The following is a 20,245-nucleotide window of genomic DNA, read 5'->3' on the forward strand; positions in this document are numbered from 1 at the left end:
GCTGCCACCTTTCTTACTCGGTTCTAATTAAGAGCCAGAGGGAGGTTGATTCATTTTTATATTAACATGATAACATTTTTGATATCCACCTAATTGCGAAACGGACGTAATGCTTATGGATGATCGGGTAACGCAAAGTGGCCGAATTCAAAAAAATGTAAACGCTTTATTGGAAACGCTTTAATTTTAGGTATCGGCAATGGATGACAGACAAGTTATTAATCCTAAACTACTATTTTAAGGCAAGAAGGGAGACTAGTTATATCATGACGCTTTTCCAAAAAGGTTGGAGCAAAAAGCTTTTCGCACTGGTAATGATTATTGCTTTGTTAGCAACCGCCGCAACCAGCGCCTTCGGAGCAGCCAGTTCTTCGACGACTTCAACAACGACCCGAGTTTCGGTACATGATCCGGCCGTTGCTTATGATTCCGCGACAAACAAATATTATATTTTTGGCTCTCATTTGGCGCAAGCTTCAAGTACGGATTTAAGGAATTGGTCGTATCTGGGAACGCAGGGCTACACCAACTCAAGCTTGTACGCAGCATCTACTTTTGAGGGCTATTATTATATCAAGAATAAGAACAGCGGGTTATATTTGGACGTCGCCAACGGATCTGCGGATGATGGCACGAATATACAACAGTGGAGTTATAACGGCTCCAATGCGCAAAAGTTTAGAATTGTGTATTTCGGCAATGGAGACTATTATATGTTGACCGCCAATTCGTCCTACAAGAGCGCAGTCGATGTAGTAAATGGTTCCTCCGCCAATGGTGCCAACATTAATCAATGGACGTATTGGGGCGGCAATCCGCAATTGTTTAAAATACAACAAAACGATGACGGGACAGTTGCGTTCCTTACGAAAGCATCAGGATATACCGGTGCTCTTGATGTCATTAATGGCAGTACGGCTCTCGGTGCCAATGTTCAACAGTGGCAGTACTCGGGCGGCGACATGCAAAAATGGGAGCTGGTTAAAGCCGGCGGCACGGGCAATGCTTCAAGAGCTACGGGTACAGCGCTAAAGAATGCATTAGCTCCTTCTTTTGCATGGGCTGGCTATAACGATCAAGACAGTTCAGGCGGCCATTCGGTATGGGCACCCGAGCCGGTTTACAATGCATCGTATGTGTGGGCGGATGGTTCGACAGGCGCCTATATGCTTTATTACTGTACTTCATCCACTTATATTCGTTCCGCAATTGGTTTAGCTGTATCCAAGTCGATAACAGGTCCATACGAATATGTGGATACGATCATCTATTCAGGATTTACAAGCGGAAGCAATTCCATTACGACAACCTCGTCTTTAGGGACAAAAACGGTTAATACATGGTATAAAAATACGAATATCCCGGAATTGATCGACAACGGGACGACCTCGGGAACGAGAAGCGGCTGGTTTAAAAGCGACGGATCATTCAATAACAATCTCTTTCCTAATGCAATCGACCCCGCGCTTGTGTACGATAGTACAGGGAAATTGTGGATGACGTATGGATCCTGGTCCGGCGGTATCTTTATCCTAGAGATTAACAAGGCAACAGGAAAGCCTTACTATCCGGGCGTGGATAACGGCGATACTGATCGTTACTTCGGCAAAAAAATTGCCGGAGGATACACGAAATCCGGCGAAGCACCTTACATTGTTTATGATTCGGCGGCCGGCTACTACTATTTATATGTCACTTACGGCTGGCTGGCAAATTCGGGCGGATACCACATTCGTCTATACCGTTCTACATCTGTTAACGGACCATACACCGATGCTGCGGGCAATTCGGCGGTTTATGCGTCCTCATCTGTGAATCAATCCAATTACGGCATTAAATTGTTTGGAAATTATAATTTGTCGGGATTGCCGGTGGGGTATAAATCGGGAGGCCATAACTCCGCATTGATCGATACGGACGGCTTGAGATACTTGTTGTACCACACAAGATTTGATAACGGTACCGAGGGGCATGAGGTTCGCGTGCACCAACAATTCATGAACGCCGACAAATGGCCTGTAACCGCCGTATACGAATTTTTGGGAAGCAGCATCTCGCCTACGGGCTACAGTGCGACTGATATGACGGGAACTTATCAGTTTGTCGATATGGGTCTTGATGCGTCTACATCAAACGTTGGTATGCTGTCAACCCAAAGCGTGACCTTGAATTCGAATGGTACCATAACGGGCGGTGTCACAGGTTCATGGTCTTATACGGCAGGAACCTATCACTGCACGATGGTAATCGGTGGAATCACTTACAAAGGCGTGTTCTTCAAACAAAGAAATGAACTGTCCAGTCATAATGAAGTTATGACATTTTCGCTAATCGGCTCAAACAATAAAGCGATTTGGGGTTCGAAATAATAGTCTAGAAGGCGTTATCCCATGGGCGGACGGATGTGCTGCCCGACGGTTCCCTCCTCAATGCAAACCCCCGACCGCTAGAGGTCGGGGGTTTGCATTAACTCCCTTATTAAATCTGATAAAATGCACTTACAGTCATAAAGTTATTACTGTAATAAGGTATTACTTTATGAGCGTACAATGGGATTAGAAAATGATGAATGGTGTGAGCAGGATGTTCGATTGAAAAGATGTAGAAGTCAAGTGGCGAAGAGCCGGAGTGTGATGAGGAGTTATCGTATCGCATAAAATGCCTGGAAGACGCTATCCCGTACATGGGATTTTCCATCATATTTACTCGTGTGAACAACCCTTTGAGTATGTGAAACGAAATATTTAGTCTTTTTGCAGCAGCCTTTGATAATTTGAACCAATAACGTTTCGCAGACTGCCGTAAGAGGAAATGGCAGCCTGCGCTACACTAACGGGCACGATAGAAAGAAGCAGAGTGCCGCGGCACTCTGCTTTTTTCTTTGAAGTACTGGCCGCAGCCAAACGGAGAGCTTTCATCCAATCCCGTTAAAAATTCCGAATGGAATCCGGTGGTTTTCCGGGGTGTAAAAAAGGCCGCGGGGCGATCCCGCGGACGGTCATTAAGCTTCCGTAAACATAGCAATATCTTCAGTGATTGTCATATTTGATGCTCACATAGACGAAAACTTTCTTATCCGGACTATAATCTTTGTCCGTATGTCCCTTAACCCTCCAACCTCCACTCCGCTGTGTAAACTCCGGGTACCTCGGCAGCACTGTACTCGGTACCATCTGGGAGTTCCGTCGGATAACAATAATAACGAAGAAACGGCAGTATAGTTTAGTTATAAACGTACTTTCCAAAAAAGTGTGTGGTAAACTATTCGAAGCACGACACTTGAGGGGGATGAAAGAAACTATGGAGGACTCAGTAGTTATGCAAGCAGAACGAATTGCAAGCGATTTTCTGCGGGAACAAATAAAAACATCTTACCAAATCATAGGTAAAGGTATCACAAATCAGGTTTGCGTAGTCGAAACTAAGAGCCATAAAGTCGTTGTCCGCATGAACGATAAAGATACATTTCCAAGCTTTATCAAAGAAAAATGGTGTATCGAGCAAGCAGCCGCAGTTGGCATTCCTGGACCTGAGGTGTTGTCCACTGGCATCGTTGATGAAACAGCCTATATGATTCAAACTTTTATAGATGGCAACAACGGGTTAGACAGTACGGTTCCCAGGCCCGATATTTGGAGGAAACTGGGCGAATATGCCAAGCTTATTCATTCGATTCAAGTGAAGGGATATGGAGGGAATCTGATTGATCCAGTCCATGGTGAGTTTCAGTCACCTTCTCATCCCGGATCAGACGGCAGTTGGCAAGGGTATGTGGAGTATAATATCAATAGTTTGACTGAGTCTGACCGGTTGATTGAGCTTGGAGTAATCACTCAGATGGAATCGCAGAAAGTAAGAAAACTGTTTGAGAATCTGAAGAAGGAAACGTTCCGGTTCGGTTTAAACCATGGAGATCTCTCTATAAAGAATACGATTGTCAACCAGGCAAACCAAGTTATATTGCTGGATTGGAATGCAGAAGTAAACGTGGTACCGCATACAACTGTTGCTCAATTGATGCATTACCAAATCCTAGGACTAGAAGAAAGCGCAAGTGTTGAGGAATTCAAAGCGTTTATGGACGGGTACGGAATAAGTGAAAAAGACCTTTCTGAAACGAGGCATTTGCTGCTATTAAGGGCTTTCGATAACCTCAGGTGGGCTATTGATCGAAGTCCTGATCTGATCGAACCCTATGCTTCGTTTGCGAAACAAGTCGTTGACATGATTATGGATTAGTTAGGGAGATAGAGCGGTGTTTCTGTATCTCAATTCAACCAAGGGTGAAGAAATTAACGGGAGTTGAACACTGAAAGGAACCGCGTGGTAGCCCATCGTTACGCTAACTGGCAGGTTAAAGAGCGAATGTGTTATAAGTGGGGTGATGAGCTGAAGTACATCTTTAATGGTTGGGGTATGGTTAAAGATTGTGATCGAATCCTTTTTCATTTTAGTGGGGAACGAGGAGAAAAGAACGATTTTTATACTTACCACGAAGAGCTGACAAAAATAAGCGGTGAAGAATATTTTAGGTCAAAATACCGCGGAGCATACAAAAGTATTTCTGCTATTTATAAGGAGACAATAACAGACACTTCCTATGATTCTTCTGGTAATATATATGTTTGTTTTTATCAGGACGGTGTTATTAAAAAATTCAATTTACATGGCGTTTTAACACATGCGTATGAAGATAACTACGATACTATATATGATATAGAAATTCAGAGCCAATCAATATGGCTGGCATATCCAACTGCGCATACAATCAAAAGGTATAGCTTAGATTCATTCACCGAGCAAGTATCGCTTGGTGACCGATTTGATGAATCCATATTTTCATTTCCTGAAAGTATTGCGTTCTATGATCATTCATTATATGTATGTGATATGGGCAATTGTCGGATCAGGAAAGTTGATGTGAGCAATTTGCAAATAACGGATTACAGAACGTTTGATGAACCTGTTTGGGAGTATATTAGAACCACAAACAAAGAATACGTGAGACTGGAATCTGGTATTTATGTTCTGTGAGCAGGTAGAATAATCATTTTCTACCATTGAAGTAACGAGTACTATAGTTCAATACCGGACTGCCAATTGGCAGCCCCTTCCCCACGCTAACTAGCAGTTATGCGCATATGTTGGTCACGTCTAATTGTTTAGATCTTATGATAACGCAAAAATGAGGTCGACCAGAAAGTCTTGTGAATGAATCTTATTGAAAGAAGTTGAACATTAAAAAATGAACAAGAATTATAAGAAAATTGGTGTCATAATAATTTTAATTATCTTGGTAATGACAAATATTATTTTTTTCGCTAAATTTAAAGAGCTAAGACAGGTAGAGACAGCTTCATACTCTCAATTAGTAAATCGTTTTTATGTGATTGGCATAATGAATACATATAGTACAATTCAATTAGTAAATGAAAAAATAAAAAAGGATACTACTAATAAAGAAGATGTTAAGACCTGGCTGCTTGAAATTACATCGGACATGAAATTAGCTGCACATACATCTTCAATTGCATCAAATCACTGGAATCTTACAATCGAAGATAAGAATCGACATGATTCAGTGGCTGAGGTTTCTCAATTTTTTGAAAACATTCAAATCAGTTTATATGATATTATTCAAACCGAAAAAGACTATAGTGTATGGAAACAGGCATGTATTGACTTAGAAGAAATATTAGAAATTATGAAAAGCAACACGAATGAACAAGTTTTTTTAAATGCTGATTATAAAGAAATTAAAACGTACTGGAAAGAATTAATGAAAAAAATATATGAAAAGCATTCAGAATCGAGATTACTCAAATCCTATTTTAAAATGTATTACTTCAACGATATTTAATATTTCAATGGTCACGACCTTACGACCTTCTGATAACACCATATTCTCACTTCGGGAACCCATTCATTAACAGGTACGATAGTTCAGAATTAGCTGCCTAATGATATGGCGGTTTTTCTTATGGTAAGAAATCAACAATCACGGAATTGGATTTTCATAAGCTGTGACAGATTTTCGAGAACGGCTACATTGACAGCCGTTCTTTTTGTTTCATCTCGAACGGTCAGGATAGTTTAGTCTTGTTTATTTAAGTAACTGACAGGATAGCTCAATAGTTGGAAATTATGGCGGGAACTAAAAGGACACTAACTCTATTGACATAAAGATTAAATTGCATAAAAATGGAAAAGTATAGGTAATTTTAAGGGAACTACACATTCAAATAAGATATGAGGTGTTTTTATTTCGGTCGTGTTAGCAATGCATATTCTTACACATTTTCTTGTAGGGGGGTTTATTTGCACTCTACTGGCGGGAAGACAAAAGATGTCTTTCTATAATAAAATCGCCTTTATTTCGATGGGAGGATTTTTTGGTATATTCCCAGATTTTTTTGGGCCTCGTGATATTTCGCCGTGGTCACATTCTATTCTTATAATGTCTTTGATAATGATACCAATAGCTTACCTACTTAAGAGGTTTATTTTTAACCGCACCTATTTATCCTTATATTTAAGTGTAACGGGGAGTGTGCTGATAGGTCACATCTTTGTTGATTATCTGGGGCATGGAGTACATATGTTCTATCCAATTTCACAAAAGGCCTTTTCCCTGCACCTCATTTTTCTTAGCGATCCCACAGTCTGGTTTCCTATTTTAATCGGAATCGTTAGTTTCCTCCTTCCGATCAAACGAAAGCTATTTGTTGATTGGATGTTTGTTTCCCTTGTAATTATTTATTTGGGAATAAAATTAATCACGGTGTTGCAAATAGAACAACACATCGGTGAGAAATATGCTCTTACAGGAAACGCGGTTATAAGTGTGTATCCCTTAGAAGAATATCAAGTCGAGGAGTTAAGTGATTATTGGAAATTAGGATATAATATAACTGACTCGCAAAGGGATATTAGGGGTATTGTACCGCTATTGACAAAGGATAATTTTGTCAATGTAAATTATATCTACAATTCAAAAGGTGAAGTCATCATAAGTCCTACTGGGAAGGATAAGATGGAAAGGGTCTACCGAGAATCAGCAATGAACAACGAACAACCTTTCTTTGTAAAAAAGGAAACTCAGGCTGGTGATAACGCTGTAATTTTAGCTGAAAATCGGGAGGGAGATAAATATGTATTTTTCCTCCAAGATAATATATGGAGTTTAGTTCCTGTGGATACTAAAACTCAACTGATTACCGAGGGTATGGGGGCGAAATGATGTTCGCTTCCATTATGCTAAGGGGCAACTATAATAAGTAGATCGGTAAGCGGTGGCTCCTTTCTTTGTTTAAGTAATGGGCAGGTTAACGTGGCAATTGATATCTACCAGAAGGAGGAAGCCATTTGTCTGAAATCCATTATGCGAATAAACTAAAAGAGTTCATTGCAGATACTATTGATCCTATGTTTTTTTCCGCAGGTTTCAAACGTAGCGGGAGGAATCTAATTCGGGAAACAAATGATGTTTTAGTCACAGCTCATATTCAAAAGAGCAGAAATAATTCGTCTATGTATGCAACATTCACAATAGTCGGTTCAGTGTGCTTACCTAATTTTGCGCGAAAAATGGAAATAGTGTTGCCATCTAAATTCTATTCGGGAGTATATGATTTATATTTTAACTCTGAGTGGTATAAGATGGGGGAAATTCCTGGGTTTGAACCATATAGGGGTTTAACAGAGGATGACATGAATCCTAATAACCCCTTTCAAAGATATAGTTGGGTTTGGAAAGACCCAATCATTGTAAAAAATATAATTGTTGAAGATATAACAAAGGTCTTAACATTAATTGAACTTTTAAAAAGTGAAGAAGAAATATATCACTATCTAATAGATAAAGCCAACGTTCCACTTCTCGGTCAATTATTCATAGCTGTGAAAAAAATGGAGAATGGACTGGTCAGTGAAGGATTGGCTGTAATGGAGAAGTTAATGAATAACCAAGCATTCGAGCCACATATTAAAGCGTATTTGAAATCGAGTAAATTCAAATAATACATATTATCTCGCTATTGGAGATGAATAGTTTCATAAACGAAGGAACTGTGGACCATTACATCACATCCTGTTATTACGGGTACGGTAGAATAACACCAGGACAAGGCTGCCGGCATAGTCGGCAGCCTATTGTTCACCTAGCGGGTAGTTGTGCTAGTGGATCACCGATTTGAATTTTTTCAGTTTTCTATGAATCTGTTGTTACGTGATTACGCCAATTCCCTTTAAAGAAAAACAAAACACTGACATATAGGTGTCAGTAATAGTTCTTTATAATGGCAATAAAGAATAGTCATTTTTATTATAGGAGGAAAATTGATATGAGTATAAAACAAACATTACGAGGATTTGCGACTATCAGTTATTGGGCAGATGATATGGAGGCGGCAAAGGTGTGGTATTCAGAGCTGCTGGGCATAGCGCCTTATTTTGAACGCTCAGGGCCTGATGGTAAACTTGCTTATGCCGAGTTTCGCATAGGGGACTACCAACACGAACTGGGACTGATCCATCGACGTTTTGAACCGGCTAATGCAGTGGCTGGCTCAGGTGGTGCCATCATGTACTGGCATGTTGATGATATTGAAGCTACACTTAACAATTTGAAAGCCATGGGAGCGAAAGAGTACGAACCACTCGTACAGCGCGGAGAGGGCTTCATCACGGCTTCCGTTACAGATCCATTTGGTAACATTCTTGGCATTATGTATAATTCTCACTATTTAGAGATGCTGAATTTCAAAATTCAGGGACGGCTGCAAGAATAATCGAAATAGAAAAATTAGTACATTCACACCTGTAAAAAGGAATCAACGGCAGTCGAATATCCGGCTGCCGTTTTTCAGGATAGCTTAACAGCACTGGAGAAGACCCACTAATTACCAAATGGTTGAACGGAACAATTGAACAAATAGAACGTCAAAGGAGTATCTGCGAAATAAGGGGAATGTGAAATGAAATTTCGAATTATTATTTTCATGCTTGCAATTGTTGCTTTTATCACAGGCTGCACAAACAGTGAAAAAGAAGAGGACAAATTCACGGTAGAAAATGTTATTCAAGCAATTCAAGCTGAAGGTCCTAAGTTAATTTCAAAAGGGCAAGCTGATGATGCATTTTCTAATCTTAACAATGTAAAACCCAATGTATTCAATATTTCGAATCCAATAGAAAGTTCCAAACCCGAATCTATTTCCGTTTATATTTTCGATTCTGAAAAGGCTCGAATAGAAGGACTTAAAATTTTTAATCAGCACATAGAAACAGCCAAATTAGTGTCATATCCCATAGTTTATGAGCAAAAAAACGCTTTGGTAATTTATTTTAGCTCCCGAGAAAAAAATACGAAGTTCGGTGAGAAGATTCAAACGGCAATGAGGAAGTTATAAACTCGATTCGATGGGCGACTAGCCTGAAGACTCTAACGGATAACGATATTGAATGAACGCATCATAAACCAGTCCTTAGAGGGGCTGGTTTCTTCAGAGTTTAATTCCCCACATTTTTTCCAGATCTTTACTGCCAAAAAAATACCCACCCTTTTAAAAAAAGAATCCTACGAAGATTATAGTTTCGATCAAGGACAAACAGGACAATAGTGGTTTCGTCCCCCCAGCTTCATTGATTGCCCCATCCCGTATGCCTGGCGGCATCCTATACAATGAAGCTACGAGACGGGAGGAGATGAAAGCATGCATAAAAATCGAATCGGAGCCTATTTGTTCAGCTTTCCCAGCTTTTTTCTGACAATGGCACTCGGCATTTATCCGGTAATATGGGCGCTTCGATATATGTTCTACGATTATCAGGGCTACGGTACGCCAAAATTTATCGGACTCGGCAATTTTGCGAGGGTTGCCCGGGATACCGAGTTTTGGCAGTCCGTTGTTAACACTTTCATATATGCGGGCGGCAAGCTCATTATTACGCTGCCATTATCGCTTATTTTGGCTGTTATACTGAACCGCAAGCTGCGTGGGCGGCATGCCTTCAGGGCGATATTTTTTCTGCCGACGATCTTCAGCGCATCGGTCATGTCCATCGTATTCTATATCGTATTTAACTCTTACAACGGCATTATTAATCAATACCTGCTAAAGCTGAATATCGTGTCCGGACCAATCGATTGGCTAGGCGCAGCTTATGCGATGCTGACTATCGTTGTTATCGCGGTCTGGGGAGCTGTAGGCAACTATATGCTGCTCTTCATTGCCGGACTTCAGAACATCCCGGAGGACGTCTATGAGGCGGCGTCGCTGGACGGCGTGAATCCGGCCCAGCGCTTGTGGTATATTACGATTCCAATGCTGGGGCCTGTGCTGCAGATGATCATCATGCTGGCAATCACGACCTCACTTAAAGGCTATGAGAGCATCATGGTATTAACGGAAGGCGGCCCTTTCGGCAAAACGGAAGTCATGTACTTGTACCTTTACAAGCTGTTTTTCCCGCTGACCACGACGGGGACCTCCGTTCAGAACATCGGATATGGCAGCGCGGTCGGCTTCACGACTGCCATAATCGTCGGTTTAGTCACCTGGCTTTACTTCTCGATGTCGAAAAAGCTGAACAACGTTTATTAAAGGGGGAAGGAACTTGACCATTCGTAAAATGCTAATCAGAACGCCGTTATGGCTGCTGCTGCTGATCACGGGGGCGCTCATGCTGTTTCCGATCATCATCGCGCTGCTGGGCTCCTTCAAGACGAATCTGGAGCTGACGACGGGAGCGACGCTTCTCCCTTTAAAGTGGCAATTCCAGAACTATGTGCAAGCATGGAATCAAGCCGATTTTTCCGGCTTTACATTTAACAGCTTATATGTAGCCGTTTTCGCTACGGTTGGTACTTTACTCGTATCCGCTATGGCGGCTTATGCTGTCGACCGCGTCGCCTTCAAGGGAAAGAAGCTGTTCATTTTTCTCCAATCGTTCACGCTGTTCATATCCATCGGAGCCGTAGTGCTGCGGCCGCAGTTCGATCTGATGGTATCCATTGGATTGCAGAAATCATTATGGGGTGTCATAATCATTTTAATTAGCGCCCACGCTACGGCGTTTTTCATGATCATTGGCTTTTTCCGCGGCATTCCGAAGGATTTGGATGAGGCTGCGCTCATTGACGGCTGCAATTTCTATTCCACCTTCTGGAGAATCATTTTACCGCTCCTCAGGCCTGCACTGGCTGTCGTGGCGTTGTTCACCTTCCGGAACGCATGGAACGAATATATACTGCCGCTTGTTTTCTCGCTGTCGCGGCCTGATCTGCAAACGCTTCCTGTCGGCCTGGCCAACCTGAGGTACGGGGCGGGGGCGGCGGTGGAGAATCAGCTGATGCTGGCAGGCGCATGTATCTCTATTTTACCCCTTCTAATCGTATACATTTTCGCAAACCGCTCCTTCATGCAGGTAACGGTCGGCTCCGTTAAGGGCTGATAATCTAATATTAAGGCGCTGGACAACATGAAACGTTTATTCAGAAAAATGTCTCTAAAAAAACGGCTTTGGGTCTCATTCGTTTTACTGACCGTCGTTTGCATTTCAGTCACGGGAACCTATGTTTCCGTGTTTTTTTCTCATGAAATGGAAAACCAGGCGACAAAGACAAGCCAGGATACGCTGAATAAAACGGCGCAAGTATTCGATGAACGCTTGCGGAATATCGTCGTTTCGGTCTCTACCTTCATGATGGGAGAGCCGTTTCAGCGTACAATGCGCGATGCCCAGGCAAATAACAGCAAGGATTACTATAACAGGCTCTCCCAGCTGCAAACTCCCTTTGCCCAAATGATGCTTGCCGAGCAGTCAATAGACTCGGTATTGGTGCATACGCCAATTGGCGATTTTTATCCGACGGAGAGCAGGCGCAGCATGGCGGTTGATTTTGAAGATACTTCGATCAATGAGATGATTCTGGACACCCAGAAGCGGTGGAGCACGCTTTGGGTGCGGGGGCATGCCGAGGAGCTGTTCAGCAGGGGAAACCCGGTTATTTCCTTAATCATTAAGCCTTTATTCGAAATGCAGCTGCCGGGCGTTTATGTAGTTGTTAATATCCGGGAAGATCATTTGCAAGAGCTGATACAGGCTCATTTGCAGGAGGGCAACCTCGGGCAGCTCGTCGTTGACCGCAGCAGTCAGGAAGTATTCTCCTCCGTGCCCGCCATGCCGGAGAATATGCAGCTGAATGAACGGATCGGCAGCAGCGACAGAGGCCACTTTGAATATTTATCGGAGAGCGGCAACTCTTATCTGGTTAACTATGCGGCGCTTGGCATGAATCCGGATTGGGTGCTCATCGGCTATCAATCCAAGTCTAAGCTGCTGGCTCCCGTCCAGCATATGCGCTGGACGATTCTAACGATCATGGGCGTCTGCGTCGTGCTGGCCCTGATCATGTCCAGCATGCTGTCGGAGCTTCTGCTAAAGCCGTTGTTCAAGCTTCGCAATCTTATGTTTAAGGTAGAGCAGAATCATCTCGACGTCCGATTCGAGAGCGTGTTCGAAGATGAGATCAGTCAGGTCGGCCACAAGTTCAACCGGATGCTCGGGCAGATCGGCGAATTAATCGAAGAGGTCAAGGCATCCGAGCAGGAAAAACGAAAATCAGAAATCAAAGCGCTGCAGGCGCAGATTGATCCCCATTTTTTGTATAATACTTTAAATACGATTTATTGGAAAAGCGAAATGGAGGAGCATCAAGATGTCAGCGGGATGATTGTTTCGCTTTCGCTGCTGTTCCGGCTTGGGCTTAACAATGGCAGAGAGATTACAACGCTCCGGCAGGAACTCGAGCATGTTGCGCAATATTTGAGTTTGCAGGCGATGTGTTATCCCGATTTGTTTCAATATGAAATAGTGGCGGTGGATGAGAAGCTGATGAATATTCCCGTGCTCAAAATCCTGCTGCAGCCGCTCGTGGAAAATTCGATTTTGCACGGCTTTCAGGAGCTGCCTCATCAGGGGCGAATCCGGATCGAGGCTGCTGCTGCCGACGGTTTCCTGACGCTCACCGTAACCGACAACGGCAGCGGGATGGATGCGGCCCGCGTCGAAAAGATACTGAACGGGACAGAGGCGGAGCGAACCAGCTATGCGCTTTCCAACGTTCGAGCCAGGCTATCGCTGTATTACGGGTACAAGGCTTCTATGAAGCTTGAAAGCGAGCCGGGCGTGCAAACGTCAGTTAAGCTCATCATTCCTATTCAAGAGGTGATAAACGGATGAACGGGATTACGATGTGCGTTATAGATGATGTGAAAACGGTTATAGACGGCATCCTGAAGAAGATTCCATGGTCGGAGCACGGAATAGAAATCGCGGGCACGGCCGCGAACGGCAAGGATGGCCTGCAATTGATCAAGGACAAGCGCCCCGATATCGTTCTGACTGACATCCGGATGCCGATGCGAAGCGGAATCGATATGGTCCGGGAGTTAAAGGAAGGCGGAGAGCAAGGGGCAAAGGTTATTTTTTTCAGCGGCTATTCCGATTTCGCTTATGCTCAGGAGTCGGTACGGCTCGGGGCATTCGATTATTTGGTCAAGCCGTTTACGACGCAGCAGATTGTGGATGTCGTGCTGCGCGCCAAAGCCCTGATTGAGGCGCAAAGGCTGGAACAGCTGGACCGGATGGCGCTGGAGAGGAAGGTAAGGGAAAGCCTCCCTTATTTGCGCCAGGAGTACTTCCGTCTGCTGATCCGCCATGATGAGCTGCCTGAGCGGGCTTATGACAAATGGGAGTTTCTCGGCATTGACATGGAACTACGCGGTTTCGTGGCTATGTCCGTTCAAATCGACGGGTTAATGAACGAGCGTTCACCATTGTCCGTACGCGAAGTAGAGCTTACCCGGTTTGCCGTTCAAAATATTATGGAGGAAACCATTAAGAAGCTGGCGAAAGGGATCGTGTTCCGGGAGCATTCGAGCCAGTTCGTCATTTTGCTGAATCCGGATAAGGGAGTGGATGTGCCCGCTCTCGCAGAAGCCTGCAGGCACAATGTAAAGCAATATGCGAAACGTGATATTTCGATTGGCGTTGGAGGCCGGGTGGAAGGGATCGGCGAGATCGCTCTTTCCTATGATCAAGCCAAAACGGCGCTCAGCTACCAGTTTTATTCCGGCAGCGGCTGTATTATTTCCTACAGCGATATTGAACGGCAGGATCCTATTACGCCGCATTATTCCGCGGACAAGGAGATGGAGCTGCTGTACTGCCTGCGGTCGGGCAACCGGGAGGGGACGGAGCGGCTGCTCGCAAGCATTTTCGAGGAATGCTTGCGCTATCCGGCACCGCCCGATCCCGAAGTCATGACGAATTTATTCTACGGGCTGGCTTTCTCCATGTACCGCGTCATAGCCGAGAAAGCCGACCCCAATCAGCGCATGTGGCTTGATGAGCGTTTAAGCGCCATGAAGAAGGGACGCTATCTGTCAACCGCCGAGCTGATGAGGGATGTGAAGGATTTGGGGCTAACCGGCTGCGAATGGCTTCAGAAGCGTCAGAAAAATGATGTCGGCCAGCTGATCCATCAGGCTCTGAATTATGTGCGCAGCCGGCTTAGTAATGACCTGACGGTACAGGAATGTGCGAATGTCGTGCATTTGAGCCCGAGCTATTTCTCCATCCTGTTTAAGAAGGAAACGGGGATGACGTTCATGCAGTACGTGACGTCTGCGCGAATGGAGAAAGCAAAGGAGCTGCTTCTGGAAGGCATGCAGGTACAGGATATCACCTTCGAGCTCGGCTACCGGGACAGGCCGTATTTCAGCGAGCTGTTCAAGAAGCATACGGGCGTAACGCCCACGGAATTTCGGACCAAATATGAAGGAGCGGGCCATGACGGCTAATCAGAGTGATTTTCCCCTCCCAGGATCGTGTTTTTGTCCTTCATGGCTGGACGCGATTAGGTGCTAAAATGAGGTCAGCAAGGTGAACCGGACGGGATGTGCCGAGGAACACCGCTTGCCAAACAAAGGGGAGGTACAGCAGATGAAGAATAGGTTTGTCACGAAGAGTACGCTTTCGGTCTGTTACTTGCTGGTTATTGCATTAATGCTGGCGGCATGCTCGACCAATAACGGGCCGAATGCAAAGCCGGAGGCTGAGGAGGGGGGCAGCGGCGCTGCCAAGACCAAAATTGCCTATTGGACGATGGATCGTCATGATATGGATTATATGCAGCAGCAGGTGGATACCTATAACGCCACGAATACAGATAATATTGAAGTGGAAATGAAGGTAATGGCGGATAATTACAATCAGGCGGTGGAGGTTGCGTTTGCGAGTAATCAGGCTCCTGACATATTCAAGAGCGGTGATTTTCAAACTTACGTGAATAAAGGCTACTTTGCCCCGCTTGATACGCTGCTCAGCAAGGAGTTCCTGGCGAAATTCGATGGTCTGCTGGTTGAAAATATTTATGCCATGGATGGCCATGTCTATACGCTTCCTAATACCGGTCAGTTCTGGCGGCTGCTGTATAATGTGGATTTGCTGGAGAAGGCCGGCTACACCGAGCCTCCAAAAACGCTTGATGAAATGGTCGAGTATGCAAAGAAAATAACCGAAGTGGGCAAGTCGGAAGGCATTTATGGTTTTGCAAGCAATTTTAAAAACGGTTCCGGATTTACGCGTCCGGCTTATGCATCGGGCTCGCTCGGCTCGGACACCAGCCACGAAGGCTTTAATTATCAAACAGGGGAATTCGACTTCGGCATGTTCCGTGATATCGCGGAAGCGCTTCACCAAATCAAAAAGGACGGCAGCATGATCCCCGGGGCTGAATCACTGGACATCGATCCGCTGCGCGCGCAATTCGCACAAGGCAAAATCGGGATGTATGTGAACCATTCCAGTGAACCGGCGGTGTACACCTCGCAGTTTCCGACGGACATTCGCTGGGCATCGACGATCGTACCTACGAAGGACGGCCAAATTAACGGCGTTACATGGGTCAATGCAGCCGGTTATTTGGGGATCAGCGCTAAATCGGATAAGCAGGAGGCAGCTGTGAAGTTTTTGGAGTTCTTGTACAGCACGGAGCTTCGTTCGGAATACCAGGAGAAAGGGCTTGGAATTTCGGTTCTGCCATTCGTCAACGAGGCGGCAGGCAAGCCTGAGCTGCCAGGTATAGACGGATTTCTCCCAACTAAGTATGACGGGATCTATCCGGCGACTCCTCTGTCGATCACAGAGACGAAGCTGGAAGGCAAAAAAATGTCGGATGTGTTTATTGAGTATATTTTGACGGATAATCAGGAGCTGGATGCTGCCATTTCGGATCTGAACGTCAGATATGGAAAGGCGCTCGCAGCGGCGCGTGCGGAAGGACTGACGAATATCAAGGCCGATCCGGCATTCAGTGCCAAGAGCCTTCAGGGCTCCCTCGGCGAATAGCCGTTCAGTTGAAGGAGAGGCTGCCAGCAAGGGCAGCCTTTGTTTTTATTTTTGTTTTACTGAGAGGAGGAGAGGATTCGGGTGGACCATTTGTTCTTTCGAACAGGGCAAAGAAGAGAGTGGGGAGATCGTTTCAAACTGCTTTTTCCCGAGAAGGCGTCGGAAGCGATTGCGGAGGCAAACCGATGGTACGAGTGGAGCAGCTTTATTTGGAAAAATACCGGGATCGACATGGGCTCTCCGATCGATTGGCTTCATAATCCGACCGGAGACAAGGAATTTACTTGGGGAATTAACCGCTTTAAGCATCTCCGTTCCTTAGGTATCGCTTATGCCTGTACCGGCGACGAGAAATATGCGGCCAAAGCCTTGGAGCATATTATGGGATGGATCGATACCCAGCAGTGCCCGCGCGGTTTGCCGGCAGAAGAAATCACGTATTTTCAAAGGCCCGGTCCCTGGCGGCTGCTGGAGACGGGTCTTAGGCTTCGCCAATGGGTTTACGCTTATCATTTCTTTCATGGGTCGGAAAGCTGGACCGAAGGCTCGGAGCGGCGATTTTTCGAATCCGTCAAGGAGCATGCCTGGTTCCTCTCGACCTACACCGCAAGCATAGAAATCAACCATTCTATCATGCATATGATCGGCCTGCTTAGCGCAGGGCTTACCTTCGCGTCATGGGAGGAGAGCGCGGGGTGGTGCAGCATCGCGGTCGAAAGGCTGGAAGAGTGCATTCGCGTGCAGGTACTGCCCGATGGCGTTCATTCAGAGCTTACTCCGCACTATCATATGGTATCGCTAGAGCTGTTCATCGATTGCGCGGTTATGTTGAAAAAGCGGGGGCTCGCGTTCTCTGAGGAGTATGAGCGCATTTTGGCCGGGATGGTGCGATTCTCGTGCTGCATGACTAGGCAGGACGGCAGCATGGCTCCGTTCGCGGATTCCTATGCGAGCCACCCGCCTGATCTCAACGCGGCGGCCCTTTACTATAATTACCCGGACTGGATGCTTGCCGAGCAGCTGCATGAGCAGTTTTGGACGGTTGGTCCTGAGCGGATTGGCGAATTGCTTGCGGATGATGATGGCAGGAGGCTCCAGGCTTTTGCTAACGGTGAGAAGCTGCCTTTCGCATTCCCGGAAGCCGGGTATTACGGGCTTGGCGACGGCGAGCAGAAGCTGATTTTCGATGCTGCTGCGTTAGGGGGCCCTCATGGGCATGCGGATGCGCTTTCCTTCGAATTGTGCGCATACGGCGAAGCTTTGTTCGTGGATCCGGGGACTTACACCTATATGGAGAACCCTTGGCGCCGTTATTTCAAAAGTACGTCCGCGCATAACACCGTCCTTGTGGACGGGCAGGATCAAACGCCTTATTTGCGCACGCAGCGGTGGGGAGAGCCGGAGGCGCGGGTAGCTTTGACGGCTTGGGAGCCCCAGAGACAGATGATTTGCGCGGAGCATGACGGGTATGCGGGCCGCGGCATTATTCATAAGCGTGCCGTGTGGTTTCTGGAAAGCGGCGAGTGGGTTATCTATGACCGCTTGACGGGAACGGGAGGTCATACCTATCAACATCGTCTGCACAGCAGGCTGCTGAACTGGGAAGTGGAAAAGCTGGTGGAGGAGCATGCTGCCAAGTTTTACGCCAAAGGCAGCGGATTGGCAGGCGGAACTTCGCCGCTCGGGTGCGAAATGCTTGTTTTTGGACCTGAAGCGTTGGAGCTTGACGTGGAGGACAGCTGGGAATCGGTCCATCCGATGACGATGCAGCCCCTTAAGGTGCTTCAGGGTCTGATGACATCGGAGGAAGGCGCTTGGTTTATTACTGTGCTGAGGCCGTGCCGCGGCAGCGGTGAATTGCAGCCAGCGGAGTGGAGAGTTAGCACGGATGAACGCAGCCGTCCCATCCTTAGCATGAGCAGGACTGGAGAAACAACCCGGTTTCATATAAATTGAATAGAAAGGGGAGTACGCTGCTATGAGCAGATTGAACGTATGGGAAAACGCCGAGCCGGGCGTAAAACGGAAAATATTTACTCCGGGCCAGACGATCATGATGATGGAGGTTCATTTCGAGGAAGGAGCGGAGGGTTATTTGCACAGTCATGTGCATGAACAGTTTTCTTACTGTATGGAAGGGCAGTTGGAATTTTCGGTCAACGGAGAGAAAGTCGTCGTTTCGGCGGGAGAGACGATCTACATTCCGAGCCTTGCCGAGCATGGATGCCGCGCCCTTCAGAAGAGCAAGCTGCTAGACACCTTCACTCCAATCAGGCAGGACTTAATCGGATAGCACGGACTGCCCGCAGGCCGACGGCAAAGATAAGAAAGGATTTGGGGAGCCATGTAGCGGCTCCCTTACTGCATTTATAGTAAGTTTAAGGGTGACTCTCCATCGTTAAAATCCCCTATCTTTCAAGAGATTGAAGAGCGATTCGCCATCCGTCGACTTCAGCAGCTTGCGAACGGAGACTGCGGCGGCAGCGAGCCATACAAGCAGCATGACGCCGGCGAGAACCGGGAGAACCGTCAGTTCGAATGCGGTAAGGCCGAGAGCGGTTTGGACGGCGATGAGAAGGATCGTTATCATCCATGCGATGCTGCCGGCGTGTATCCACGTGCGGGCGGTCTTCCCGTCTGTATTTGCCCGTTCAAGCAGCCAACCGAGCAGCGGAAGTGCCTGCAGCGCATGGAAGCCAAGCCCGTGAAGGACGATCAGGTTGCCGGCGTCTCCCATATAGCGGCCCTGCAGCACGATCATCGACACACCTCCGGCGAAGGCGACCATCGTTGACACGAACGCATAGCGGATGCCTAGCACAAGCAGCGGGCGCGTTTCGGGCCGACCTTTGCGGAAAAAAGGGATCGCAAGCAGCACGGTGGCGACGATAATCAAGAGCGATTCCAGACCGAATAAAGCGCTGAATATCGAGTCGGCAATCGTGCCGGCCTGCGAGAACCGCGGATTGATGCCGCGGAAATGCTGGATCGTCTCCGCGGCGTAGGAATAGAGAGTGCCTTGAATAAATAGCCACCGGATTATTGCCCGTTTGCGGGAACTAAGGCCGGATAACGGCATGATTGCGGCAATGGACAGGATAAATAACCCGATTGCTGCATCGAACGAAAACGCGCTTTCCAAATTCCCTTCCGGCAGTACGGCCGCTCCATTGAATCCGATGTAAAGAGCAATGATTGCGGCAAGCGCAAAACCTAGCAGACCGATCATGACAAGCAATCGTTCACCTGCGAACAGCCTCCCGTTCACGTCCTTGGCGGCATGTTGCCGCCACCTAATTAACCGCTTGCTCAGCCCTTATTTGAAACAAAGCAATTGAGGCAAATTCAATACTTCCGATAGTGTAATAAGCAAACCGGTTCCGATGAATTGGCTTGCCGCCGCTTCCGCATTCGGAATATGGGCCTCGTGGAACTTGGCGGTTATCACCTTGTAAATGATAGCGAATTTGTCCCTGACATGTTCCCGAATGACGGGTTCGGCGATGGTGTACGCCTGCATGACAAGCAAAATTTCGTCACGATGCACGTTCATGATCGATACGAACGCCATTCCCATCGTTTCCTCCAACCGGTCGGCCGGCGCTTCGATCCCCGAGAACGTTTCATAAATGCGGGTCACTGCCCGGTCAACGACCGCCTTGAACAACTCTTCCTTGCTGGCGAAGAAATGAAACACATAAGGCTGCGTTACGCCCGCCGCCTTTGCTACCAGAGCCGTCGTCGCTTTGTAATATCCCTGTTCCGCGAATACCCCCACGGCTTTATCGATGATCTGTTCTTTCCGATCTTCGCGGACGACCATTCTCTC

Annotated in this window: 18 protein-coding genes; 15 read left to right on the top strand and 3 right to left on the bottom strand. The window is 46.4% G+C overall.

Annotation, left to right across the window (positions count from 1 at the left end; genetic code table 11):
- The first annotated feature begins 266 nt into the window (after positions 1-266).
- Complete coding sequence (locus DFP97_RS24000; protein ID WP_114383104.1) at positions 267-2,369, top strand: RICIN domain-containing protein; 2,103 nt, start codon at positions 267-269, stop codon at positions 2,367-2,369.
- Between the two features lie 375 nt (positions 2,370-2,744).
- Here the strand turns inward: DFP97_RS24000 and DFP97_RS30940 are convergent, their stop codons facing one another.
- Complete coding sequence (locus DFP97_RS30940; protein WP_181873656.1) at positions 2,745-2,918, bottom strand: hypothetical protein; 174 nt, start codon at positions 2,916-2,918, stop codon at positions 2,745-2,747.
- 400 nt (positions 2,919-3,318) lie between these two features.
- Here DFP97_RS30940 and DFP97_RS24010 point away from each other — a divergent pair, with 400 nt between their 5' ends.
- The 14 genes from DFP97_RS24010 (at position 3,319) to DFP97_RS24075 (ending at position 18,709) form a co-directional block, all read left to right on the top strand.
- On the top strand, positions 3,319-4,239 hold the full coding sequence (locus tag DFP97_RS24010; RefSeq protein WP_245976573.1) for an aminoglycoside phosphotransferase family protein: 921 nt from the start codon (positions 3,319-3,321) through the stop codon (positions 4,237-4,239).
- An 84-nt stretch (positions 4,240-4,323) separates the two neighbouring features.
- Positions 4,324-5,034 carry an NHL repeat-containing protein gene (locus DFP97_RS24015; protein ID WP_147275089.1) on the top strand — a complete coding sequence of 237 codons (711 nt, stop codon included), beginning with the start codon at positions 4,324-4,326 and terminating at the stop codon, positions 5,032-5,034.
- 211 nt (positions 5,035-5,245) lie between these two features.
- Complete coding sequence (locus tag DFP97_RS24020) at positions 5,246-5,860, top strand: hypothetical protein (RefSeq protein ID WP_114383111.1); 615 nt, start codon at positions 5,246-5,248, stop codon at positions 5,858-5,860.
- Positions 5,861-6,346: 486 nt separating this feature from the next.
- Positions 6,347-7,240, top strand: coding sequence for a metal-dependent hydrolase (locus DFP97_RS24025; protein ID WP_114383112.1), 894 nt, complete (start codon positions 6,347-6,349; stop codon positions 7,238-7,240).
- Positions 7,241-7,365: 125 nt separating this feature from the next.
- A complete protein-coding gene (locus DFP97_RS24030) occupies positions 7,366-8,019 on the top strand; it encodes a DUF4304 domain-containing protein (RefSeq protein WP_114383113.1) in 654 nt (217 codons plus the stop codon).
- Between the two features lie 323 nt (positions 8,020-8,342).
- Positions 8,343-8,789, top strand: coding sequence for a VOC family protein (locus DFP97_RS24035; RefSeq protein WP_114383115.1), 447 nt, complete (start codon positions 8,343-8,345; stop codon positions 8,787-8,789).
- Positions 8,790-8,975: 186 nt separating this feature from the next.
- Positions 8,976-9,410 (top strand): hypothetical protein, encoded by a 435-nt coding sequence (locus DFP97_RS24040; RefSeq protein ID WP_114383117.1) that lies wholly within the window; start codon positions 8,976-8,978, stop codon positions 9,408-9,410.
- 303 nt (positions 9,411-9,713) lie between these two features.
- On the top strand, positions 9,714-10,604 hold the full coding sequence (locus tag DFP97_RS24045; RefSeq protein WP_114383119.1) for a carbohydrate ABC transporter permease: 891 nt from the start codon (positions 9,714-9,716) through the stop codon (positions 10,602-10,604).
- A gap of 28 nt (positions 10,605-10,632) precedes the next feature.
- The gene (locus DFP97_RS24050) at positions 10,633-11,454 is read left to right on the top strand and encodes a carbohydrate ABC transporter permease (RefSeq protein ID WP_114383262.1); all 822 of its coding nucleotides are present in this window, start codon (positions 10,633-10,635) and stop codon (positions 11,452-11,454) included.
- A 27-nt stretch (positions 11,455-11,481) separates the two neighbouring features.
- On the top strand, positions 11,482-13,245 hold the full coding sequence (locus DFP97_RS24055) for a sensor histidine kinase (RefSeq protein WP_114383121.1): 1,764 nt from the start codon (positions 11,482-11,484) through the stop codon (positions 13,243-13,245).
- Positions 13,242-14,867: a response regulator transcription factor gene (locus tag DFP97_RS24060; RefSeq protein WP_114383122.1), complete on the top strand. Its 1,626-nt coding sequence runs from the start codon at positions 13,242-13,244 to the stop codon at positions 14,865-14,867. The genes DFP97_RS24055 and DFP97_RS24060 overlap by 4 nt, the downstream gene beginning before the upstream one ends.
- 142 nt (positions 14,868-15,009) lie before the next feature.
- Complete coding sequence (locus tag DFP97_RS24065) at positions 15,010-16,416, top strand: ABC transporter substrate-binding protein (RefSeq protein WP_114383124.1); 1,407 nt, start codon at positions 15,010-15,012, stop codon at positions 16,414-16,416.
- Between the two features lie 81 nt (positions 16,417-16,497).
- Positions 16,498-18,372, top strand: coding sequence for an alginate lyase family protein (locus DFP97_RS24070; RefSeq protein WP_114383126.1), 1,875 nt, complete (start codon positions 16,498-16,500; stop codon positions 18,370-18,372).
- A gap of 22 nt (positions 18,373-18,394) precedes the next feature.
- Positions 18,395-18,709 (top strand): cupin domain-containing protein, encoded by a 315-nt coding sequence (locus tag DFP97_RS24075; RefSeq protein ID WP_114383127.1) that lies wholly within the window; start codon positions 18,395-18,397, stop codon positions 18,707-18,709.
- A gap of 105 nt (positions 18,710-18,814) precedes the next feature.
- Here DFP97_RS24075 and DFP97_RS24080 read toward each other — a convergent pair whose 3' ends face one another.
- Entirely contained in the window at positions 18,815-19,645 is an 831-nt protein-coding gene (locus DFP97_RS24080) for a hypothetical protein (protein ID WP_245976574.1), read from the bottom strand.
- A gap of 87 nt (positions 19,646-19,732) precedes the next feature.
- A complete protein-coding gene (locus tag DFP97_RS24085; protein ID WP_114383131.1) occupies positions 19,733-20,239 on the bottom strand; it encodes a TetR/AcrR family transcriptional regulator in 507 nt (168 codons plus the stop codon).
- Positions 20,240-20,245 lie beyond the last annotated feature (6 nt).

This window comes from Paenibacillus prosopidis, from assembly GCF_003337375.1.
Taxonomy (GTDB): domain Bacteria; phylum Bacillota; class Bacilli; order Paenibacillales; family Paenibacillaceae; genus Pristimantibacillus; species Pristimantibacillus prosopidis.